Here is an 8856-nt window from a genome sequence, read left to right as displayed (position 1 = left end):
TCGATAGACTCCGGAAATTTCGTCATGAGTGTCGCAACGATGAATTCTTTCAGCGCGCCTCGCTTCTTGTATTCGAGTGGAAAGGCCCGTACCTTGCGGACGGTCTGCACGGGCGCATCTGCGGTGGCAAGCGAAATTGTGACGTCGAAGGCCCGTATTTTGGCTTCGAGCTTTGCAATTGCCTGGCCGATTAAGGATTGGCGTTCTTGCAAACGAGCAATGTCGCCGAGGAGGGTAGCCCTCTCGACAAGGAGCCACTTGATGTCTGGGGGAGTGCGAGTCTTCAAGTTCGGTGTTCATAAAGCTAACAATACCGAAGTGAAGATAAACAAAACCCCCAATTCCGTGCTGCATTGCACAAATATTGGGGGTTTTACGGGGTCTTGGGCCAACTGCTTATTAACACCCTTTGCGCGGCGCAGGCGGATCATCTTCCGACAAGCGGCGCCGGCGTGGTGGAAATGCCCTGGTCGATTGCCGCCCGGTGCTGCGCCTGCAGCGCGTGCCGGTAGCCGGCACGCAGTTTCAGGCGCTCCCAGTAACTGCGCACCGCTTCCGGAAACTGCGGCTCGAGTCCGAGGTATTCGGCCAGCATCAGCGCATAGCCGACCGAAATATCCGCCGCGGTGAAGCGGCCCGCGCACAGGAAGTCCTGCTTCGACACCGCCGCGTCGACCGCCCGCAGGCGTGCGAGGAACCAGCGCTGGTAGTCTTCCGCCGCCTGCGGCAGCTGCCGTTCCGGCGGCTCGAAGTAACGGTAGCGCAGCACGAGGGTCTGCGGGAAGGTCAGCGTCGCTTCGCCGAAATCGAGCCAGTTCAGGTACGCGCCGAAGCTGGCGTCTTCGCGCGCCACGTCCAGCAGCCCGGCGCCGTATTTCGCCGCAAGGTACTCGCAGATCGCCGCCGACTCGGTCATGCGCAGTTCTCCGTCGAAGAAGGCGGGCACGGTGCCGATCGGATTGATGTCGAGGTAGTCGCGCAGCAGCGCGCGCGGCGGAAAGGGCAGCATCTTCAGCGTGTAGGACAGCCCGAGTTCCTCCATTGCCCACAGCGGGCGGAAAGAACGGGCGCTGACGCAATGGTAGAGCGTGATCATCGGGCACCTTCCGGCGTGGTGGGCATGGTTTTCATCTCGGTCTCCTGTTGGCATTGCATGGAATAAAGTAGCAGCAATTCCGCGAAGATGCATCTCTCGCCCGTTTGCGCTTGCGCGACCACGGGTTTCTCCGGCGTCGCTATACTCGGTGAGCGCCTTTGAAGGAGAGACCATGCACCCGAACGGAACGATGATAGCGATGAAGATGAGCGACGGCGCCACGATCGGCGCGTACCACGTCGAAGCCGCCGGGCAGCGCCGTGGCGGCCTGGTGCTGGTACAGGAAATCTTCGGCGTGACCGGGCACATCCGCGATCAGTGCGAGCGCTTTGCGGCCGAGGGCTACGAAGTGCTGGCGCCGGCGCTGTTCGACCGGGAAGCGCCCGGCCTGCAGGCGAGCTACGAGCCCGAGGATGTGCAGGCAGCGCTGAAGATTGCGCGCGAGGCGCACCCGTTCGAACAGTCGGTCGCCGACGTGCAGACCTGCATCGATGCGCTGAAGGACAAGGGGCCGGTGTTCATTACCGGCTATTGCTACGGCGGCTCGGTGACCTGGGCGGCCGCGTGCCGCTGCAGCGGCCTGGCCGCCGCGTCCGGCTACTACGGCAGCCTGATACCGAAGCTGGCCGGCGAATCGCCGCGCTGTCCGACCATCCTGCACTTTGGCAGGCACGACCAGGGTATTCCGCTGGACGGGGTGGAGGCGGTGCGTGCGCAGCACCCGCAGGTGGAGGTGTACCTGTACGACGCCGGGCACGGCTTCAATTCCGACCGCCGCAAGGATTTTCATGACGAAAGTGCAACACTGGCGCGCCAGCGTACGCTTGCGTTGTTTGCAACCAACGGCGGCTGAGCGCAGGAGGCCGACCTGCCCCCGTGAGACGTCCGGCCGGGGAAAGCTGCGATCGGACACAATTGTCGGCGGCGCGCCAACCTGATAGGCTGCTGGAATTTCCACACAGACAGTCAGGGTATTTACGATGGACGCCGTACAACAGGATATCGACGAGCGCAGCAACCTTACCAGCACCAACAAATTCGAGATGCTGCTGTTTCGCCTGGGTGGCGACGCCAATGGCGAGCGCTCGGAACTGTTCGGCATCAACGTATTCAAGATCCGCGAGATCGTCGCAATGCCGCAGATTACCGGCATCGCCGGCTCCCGCCCGCACATGCTCGGGGTGGTCAACCTGCGCGGCCAGATCATCCCGGTGCTGGACCTGCCCGCCATCGTCGGCTGCATACCGAAGACCGGCCTCAACATCCTGCTGATCACCGAGTTCGCGCGCACCACCCAGGGCTTCGCCGTCGAGGCGGTGGAAGACATCGTGCGGCTGGACTGGAACCAGGTGCTGTCGGCCGAAAACACCGCCGCCGGACAAATGGTGACCAGCATCGCGCGCCTGGACGGCAATGCGGAGGGGTCGCGGCTGGCCCAGGTGCTGGATGTGGAAACCATCCTGCGCGAAATGGGCGCACCGGGCGAGCAGGATGTGGATCCGGCGGAAATCGGCGACCAGATCGTGCTCCGGCCGGGCACCGTGGTGCTGGCGGCGGATGATTCCGTGGTGGCGCGCACCCTGATCGAGCAGGGCCTCGAGGCGATGGGCGTGCCCTACATCATGACCAAGACCGGCAAGGAAGCCTGGGAAAAGCTGCAGGCGGTCGCCGCCGCCGCGGAAGCGGAGGGCAAGACGGTGCAGGACAAGATCGCGCTGGTGCTGTCCGACCTCGAAATGCCCGAGATGGACGGCTTCACGCTGACCCGCAACATCAAGCAGAACCAGCGCTTCGCATCGATCCCCGTGGTGATCCATTCCTCGCTGTCCGGCACGACCAACGAGGATCATGTACGCAGCGTGGGTGCCAATGCCTACGTGGCGAAATTCAATGCGGAAGACCTCGCCGCGACGCTGAGAAAGGCGCTCGGGCAGTAAGAACACGCAACGCTGGCCGGCGCCGCCGCGCTCAGCAGCCGGCGTCGCGCAGCTCGCGCTGCAGGTCGCGCCGCTCCTGGCCCAGTTTGTCCATCTGCGTCGCCGAGCCGCCATCGCGCTGTTCGCGTTCGACCACATCGAGCGTGCGCCGGATGCGGTCGCAGGCGCTCTTGCGTGCATTCGACTCGCCCAGCGCCGCCGTCTGGCGCCGCGCGTCCTGCGCGGTCCCGGCGGGCGCCGCGCCGGCTGCGGGCACCGCTTCGGCGCGAATGACCCGCACCGCCTGCGCCTCCTTTTCCTTCTCCGCCACGCAGCTCGCTTCGATTGCCGCGCGCACTTCCGGTGCCGTCCCGCGGCGGCTGTAGACTTCCGCCACCAGTTTTCTCATGTCCTGCTTCTGCGGCCCGGAAAACGGGCCCGCATCGACTTCCGCCGTTGCCTTGTCCAGCGTCTGTCCGGCTTCACGCGCCCAGGTTATTTTCAGGGAGTCGGCGCCGCGCTGCGCACATTCGGCATGGGCAACCGGCTTGTACGCGGACTGCGCCGTGCCGGCATTGCCGATGGCCTTGCCCGCGCCCGCTTCGCATGGGCGGTCCTGGTAGGTATTGCCGCAGCGGTACATGGTCTGCGCGGCCGCGCCCGGTGCCAGGATGCCGGCCGCCAGCAGCAGGCCGGCGATCAACGACGCATGTTTCATTCTTCGTCTCCCGGATAGCGCGGCAATGGCCGCGAACTGGCGTCGATCATACTGCATCGCGGTGGCTGGCAGCCGCCTGCGTGCCGGTGGTGAAGGCCGATCCCATGGGCATGATATTGTTTTGGCGGGGCCCGCGTGGCAGCATGGGGCCATCAACGGCGTTTGCAGCACAAGCAACCGGCTCCATTCATGACAGAAAACGGAAAAAAACCGGCGGCCCGCATCCCGCCGCTGAACGGACTGATGGCCTTCGAAGCGGTCGCGCGGCTGGGCAGTTTTTCCCGGGCCGCGGACGAGCTGTCGATCACGCAAAGCGCGGTCAGCCACAGGATCAGCCAGCTCGAGGCCACGCTGGGCGTGGCCTTGCTGTTGCGCGTCGGCCCGCTGGTGAGCCTCACCGTGCACGGGCAGGAATTGCTGCCGCATGTACGGCAGGGGCTGACCTGCCTGCGCGAGGGCGTCGCGCAGCTTTCCGGCTCGGCTCGGGCGGTAGTGCGTCTCAGCCTCGCGCCGGCCATCGCGTCGCGCTGGCTGGTCCAGCGTCTTGCCTCCTTCAACAGGAATCATCCTGACATCGATCTCGATATCGTCGCGACCTCGCGGTATGTGAGTATCCGGAACGGTGAAGCCGACGTCGCGATCCGTTTCGGCAGGGGCGACTGGGAAGGCCTCGATTCAGTTCCGCTGATCCCGGTTCGCCTGTATCCGGTGTGCAGCCCGGCATACCGGAAGGCACACCCCTGGCTGCGCTCGCCGCGCGACCTCGCGCGCGCCACGCTGCTCAGGCAGTCCGTCTTTCCATGGCGCCCCTGGTTCGAATCGGCCGGAATTGACCTGCCGGAGCCGCAAGGCGGACCCTCGTTCAGCGAAGTGTCGCTGCTGATCGACGCCGCGGAACACGCGCAGGGCGTCGCGCTCGTTGCGGATGCGCTGGTGGACCGGCAACTGGAGGAAGGCCGGCTGGTTCGCCTTTTCGATGTCGCGCACGCGTGCGACCGCGCGTACTACCTGGTGACCGCCGCAGCGAAGCCGAGGCGGCCCGAGGTGGATGCGCTGGTCCAGTGGCTGCTGGCGGCAGGCAACGGGGCATGAAGCGTATTCATAGCCCCATGCAAATCTCTCATTCCGGCGCCGGCGCGAATCGCTAAGCTGGAACCGGTCGCCGATGCCCGATTGCATCGCTGCGCCAACAACGGAAAAGGAGATTGACCATGCATGCCAGCCAGCCCGTCCTCTACGAGGAAAGCGACAACATCGCGCTGATCACCCTCAACCGGCCCGGGGCCTGCAACGCGCTGAACATCGATGTCCTGGAGAGCATCGCGCAGATGCTTGACGCGGTGAAGACGCGCGCATCGGTACGCGCCGTGATCCTGACCGGCGCCGGCCCGCAGGTATTTTCCGCCGGCGCCGACATCGCATACCTGCACCGGGCGGCGCCACTGGAAGTACGGGACTTTGCCCGCCTTGCCGTGCGGGTCACGAACCGGATTGAGAACCTGGGCAAGGTCACGCTGGCGGCGCTCAACGGGCTCGCCTATGGCGGCGGACTGGAACTGGCGGAAGCGTGCATGATCCGCATCGCCGCCGGAAATGCCAGGTTCGGCCATCCCGAGGTGCGCATCGGCGCGGTGGCCGGCTTCGGCGGCACGACCCGGCTTGCGCGCCTCGTCGGGAAGGGCAGGGCGGCGGAACTGCTGCTGCGCGGACGGATCATCGATGCGGAAGAAGCGGTCAGGATCGGCCTGGTGCACGAGGCGGTCGAACCCGGCCAGTTGATGCGGCAGGCAAGAGCGCTGGTCGGCGACATCCTGGCGCAGTCGCCGATGGCGGTGCGGCTGACCTGGGAAGCCTTGCACCGGGGCCTGAACATGACACTCGAGGAATCGGCCGAGCTCGGCGCGGATTACTTCGGACTGGCGGCGTCGACGGAAGATTTCCGGATCGGCACCCGTGCGTTCATCGAAAAGACGCGTCCCGAATTTACCGGCCGCTAGCGGGGAGCGCCGTTACGGAATTCTGACCGTGCCGTGGATGGTGACGCCGGGCTCGACGACGACCGGCGCGGGGGCGGGGACATAGACCGGGGCCGGCTGGTAATAACCGTGACGGGACGGCTTGCACTTGCGTTCTTCCTTGTACTCGCCGCTTTTTTCGAGCTTGCGTTCAACCTTGCAATTCCCGTCCCAGAATTCTTCCTTGTACTCGCGGCGCTCATGCCCGCGGCCTTTGCCGTGGCCGCTTTCGTCTTTCCAGGGATCCGCAAGTACGGCCAGCGGCACGGCGAGCAGCAAGGCCGGCAACAGCAAGAAGGGCGCTTTTTTCATGGCATGTCCTGGTTCATGGATGCGAAAAGCTTAGCGCGGCGATCCCGCAATTGATAGCGCGGCGGTGCAAAAGCTGTAACCAGGTGTTATCACGCCGCGGAAAGCAGAAATGAATTACCGGTTGGAACACGACTGTCGACCGCGGCACCGGCGTGCCGACTCGGCTAGTGCAATCCGCAGGTGTTCGCGAAACCCGGCTTGAGCGGAACCGCGGCGTCGCGTTGGTCGCTCGTCAGAATGAACGACAGTACGCCGCGGTTGAACGGCGCCGGCATTGCCGGGGCCGTGGGATGACGATACGGGGAGGATGCAGGGATCAGCTGCAGCTGCAGCCGCCGCCCCCGCCGCCGCAGCCGCCGGTATTGCCGGTCACGACGCCGTAACCCGCTTCATCCAGTGCCGCCTGCAGGCGCTGCGGCGATGCGCGGGTCGCGTCGAACTGTACGTTCACCTCGTTGCGAACGATCGACGGCGTGACAGTGCCGACACCGTCGATACCGCTCAGGACGCGAACGGCGTTGTTCATGGATTCCTGCGTGGTGGCTGCCTTGAATCGAAAAATGGTGGATTGCATGGTCTTCCTTTTTTACTGAATACAGAATGCCGCTTCCCTGCGTGCGTTGCATGACGCCTGGTACGAGTGCGGCCCCGGGCAGAGATTGTGACATAAGAACGACGTAAAATGTATCTTATGGGAAAGCCATCGGGCGCAACCATTCCTCGCTACACCGGACATGTGCACGATGGGCGCATGTGAAAAGGCACGCGTCATGCGTGTGCGACGCGTGAAAGGGAGAAAGAGGGGTAAGAGGGGCAAGAGGGGCAAGAGGGGCAAGGGCCAGGCGCCCTGCCAGGAAACGCCCGCCGGCTGTGCGCCGGGCGGGCATGCTGCGAGCCGGCCTGCGCGCGGCAGGCGCGACGGTTACGGCTTAGATGCCGCGCTGCGGTTGTCCCTGCTGAACATCGCCGCGCCACGCACCGGTTTCCTGGCCGCGCGATTCGAGGAACTCCTTGAACCGTTCCAGGTCGCCTTCCACGCGGCGCGACACGACGCCGAGGGCGTCGCCGACGTTTTCGGTGATCCCCTCCGGATCGTATTCCAGCTGCAGCATGACGCGGGTGGTGGTGGCGTCGATCGGGTGGAAAGTCACGATGCCGCCGTTCGGCGCGCCGGTTATGCTGCGCCAGGCGATGCGCTGGTCGGGAACCTGCTCGGTGATTTCCGCATCCCATTCCTTGCGCTTGCCGCCGATATTGGCGCACCAGTACAGGTGCGTGTCATCCAGCTGCCGGACTTCTTCGATGCCTTCCATGAATTTCGGGAAGTCCTCGAATTGGGTCCACTGGTTATAGGCGGTGGACACGGGAACGTTGACGTCAATGGATTTATCTACGGTAGACATGTTGCCTCCTGAAGAAGTGCCGTGATGTAAAGGCGCGGCGTGAGTGGGTGAAAAGCCGCAAAACCTCTACATGTCGGTTTAGACATTTCATTGTCAAAAAATTCCGGAAAGGAGGAAGGGCGAGGTTTTCCCGCAACGATCGCAGGGCGGCTTCATGCACGCTGTGCGGACGGCTGGCGTTTGCGATCTATAATCCGAAACGCCCTCCCTGCATCACGTTTCCATGCTGCCGCACGAACAAGACAACAACCTCTGCCTTCTGCTCGCTTCACTCGGCATTGCCGGTGACCTGCTCAGCCGCAAGGCGCTGCCCTTCCATCCCGATGCGCGCGAGCTGCTGCCGGCCGAGCGCGATGCCGACGGCCGTGTGCACACCCTGATTCCCGCTGCTGCCCGTGCCTGGCGCGCAATGAAGCAGGCGGCCGCGCAAGACGGTATCGTGCTGGAGATCGTATCCGCCTTCCGCGACGTCGAGGAACAGGCGCAGATCATCCGCGACAAGCTTGCGCGCGGCATGGCAATGGAAGAGATTCTCAGGCTGAGCGCGCCGCCGGGCTACAGCGAGCACCACAGCGGCCGCGCGGTAGACATCAATACGCCGGGATGCGACGCCCGGGAAGAACCGTTCGAGAACACCGCGGCATTCCGCTGGCTGACGGTAAACGCGGCGCGCTTCGGATTCGCACTGTCCTACCCGCGCGGCAACAGCCTCGGCTTCATCTACGAGCCGTGGCACTGGTTCTACCGGCTGCCGGCGTGAACCGTCGGTACACCGCAACGGCTGCGGCGTCAGCCGATAAACCTCCGCGCTAGCGCCCGTTGCGCAAGGTGTCCCGCGCCTCGATCGCTTTCTTCAGCACATTCTCCGCAACCGCGACCTCCTCGGCCAGCCGCTTCTGCCGCGCATGATAGGCGTCGTTCAGGCGCGACCCGCCAGTGGCGGTGCCGGTCCGTTCGCCCGGCAGCGGTTCTGCGCCGGCCTCGCGCCGCTTGCGCGCGTCGTCCAGCAGCATTTCGGCGCGGATCACGTCCGCTTCGGCGTCGTCGGCGCTCCTGGGCTTTGGGGACGCAACCGACGGCACGCGCATCACCGGCGTCACCTCGCTGCGCGGCGGCAGCGGCGGGCGGCTGCCGCTGCCGACCGCCGAAGGCGTGCCTTTTTCCGGCGGATCCACTGTCAGGGTTTCATCCACCTTGCCGCCCTTGAGCGGCTTGTCCGAGTAGACGATGCGCCCGTCCGGCATCACCAGCCGGTAGACGGTGCTGGCCGGCTTGCCCAGCGGGGCGGGCGCGGGAAGATTTTCGGCGATGCCATGCGCAGGGAACACGGCGAGGACGCCTGCCGCAAGGCCGAGCGGGAAGCGGTATGCCGAACGGTATGCCATCTGGGGCTCCT

Annotated in this window: 12 protein-coding genes; 5 read left to right on the top strand and 7 right to left on the bottom strand. The window is 64.9% G+C overall.

Translation table 11 applies throughout. From position 1 onward, the window contains the following. Positions 1-287: hypothetical protein (locus VEC01_RS06810; protein ID WP_324900048.1), on the bottom strand; the 287-nt coding region annotated here is incomplete at its 3' end. A 140-nt stretch (positions 288-427) separates the two neighbouring features. Beyond that, positions 428-1096, bottom strand: a complete 669-nt coding sequence (locus VEC01_RS06805; RefSeq protein WP_324900046.1) for a glutathione S-transferase family protein — start codon at positions 1094-1096, stop codon at positions 428-430. Positions 1097-1268: 172 nt separating this feature from the next. Between VEC01_RS06805 and VEC01_RS06800 the strand changes: the two genes are divergently transcribed. After that, positions 1269-1949, top strand: coding sequence for a dienelactone hydrolase family protein (locus tag VEC01_RS06800; protein ID WP_324900044.1), 681 nt, complete (start codon positions 1269-1271; stop codon positions 1947-1949). Between the two features lie 127 nt (positions 1950-2076). Then, positions 2077-3033 (top strand): chemotaxis protein, encoded by a 957-nt coding sequence (locus tag VEC01_RS06795; RefSeq protein WP_324900042.1) that lies wholly within the window; start codon positions 2077-2079, stop codon positions 3031-3033. 31 nt (positions 3034-3064) lie between these two features. On the opposite strand, the gene VEC01_RS06790 is transcribed toward VEC01_RS06795, so the two are convergent. Next, positions 3065-3730, bottom strand: coding sequence for a hypothetical protein (locus tag VEC01_RS06790; RefSeq protein WP_324900041.1), 666 nt, complete (start codon positions 3728-3730; stop codon positions 3065-3067). A gap of 189 nt (positions 3731-3919) precedes the next feature. Between VEC01_RS06790 and VEC01_RS06785 the strand changes: the two genes are divergently transcribed. Beyond that, positions 3920-4822 (top strand): LysR substrate-binding domain-containing protein, encoded by a 903-nt coding sequence (locus VEC01_RS06785; RefSeq protein WP_324900039.1) that lies wholly within the window; start codon positions 3920-3922, stop codon positions 4820-4822. Between the two features lie 119 nt (positions 4823-4941). Next, complete coding sequence (locus tag VEC01_RS06780; RefSeq protein WP_324900037.1) at positions 4942-5727, top strand: enoyl-CoA hydratase/isomerase family protein; 786 nt, start codon at positions 4942-4944, stop codon at positions 5725-5727. A 12-nt stretch (positions 5728-5739) separates the two neighbouring features. On the opposite strand, the gene VEC01_RS06775 is transcribed toward VEC01_RS06780, so the two are convergent. The 3 genes from VEC01_RS06775 to VEC01_RS06765 all read right to left on the bottom strand — a co-directional run bounded on the left by VEC01_RS06775 (position 5740) and on the right by VEC01_RS06765 (position 7460). Beyond that, complete coding sequence (locus VEC01_RS06775; protein ID WP_324900035.1) at positions 5740-6057, bottom strand: hypothetical protein; 318 nt, start codon at positions 6055-6057, stop codon at positions 5740-5742. A 316-nt stretch (positions 6058-6373) separates the two neighbouring features. Further along, positions 6374-6631 carry a heavy-metal-associated domain-containing protein gene (locus VEC01_RS06770; protein ID WP_324900033.1) on the bottom strand — a complete coding sequence of 86 codons (258 nt, stop codon included), beginning with the start codon at positions 6629-6631 and terminating at the stop codon, positions 6374-6376. 355 nt (positions 6632-6986) lie between these two features. Continuing rightward, on the bottom strand, positions 6987-7460 hold the full coding sequence (locus VEC01_RS06765) for an SRPBCC family protein (protein WP_324900031.1): 474 nt from the start codon (positions 7458-7460) through the stop codon (positions 6987-6989). A gap of 223 nt (positions 7461-7683) precedes the next feature. Between VEC01_RS06765 and VEC01_RS06760 the strand changes: the two genes are divergently transcribed. Then, the gene (locus tag VEC01_RS06760) at positions 7684-8220 is read left to right on the top strand and encodes a M15 family metallopeptidase (RefSeq protein WP_324900030.1); all 537 of its coding nucleotides are present in this window, start codon (positions 7684-7686) and stop codon (positions 8218-8220) included. A gap of 49 nt (positions 8221-8269) precedes the next feature. Here the strand turns inward: VEC01_RS06760 and VEC01_RS06755 are convergent, their stop codons facing one another. After that, the gene (locus VEC01_RS06755; protein WP_324900028.1) at positions 8270-8845 is read right to left on the bottom strand and encodes a DUF4124 domain-containing protein; all 576 of its coding nucleotides are present in this window, start codon (positions 8843-8845) and stop codon (positions 8270-8272) included. Positions 8846-8856: the final 11 nt, after the last annotated feature.

The organism is Noviherbaspirillum sp. (assembly GCF_035627455.1).
Classification (GTDB): Bacteria; Pseudomonadota; Gammaproteobacteria; order Burkholderiales; family Burkholderiaceae_D; genus Noviherbaspirillum.
This window is presented reverse-complemented; position numbering and strand designations above follow the sequence as displayed.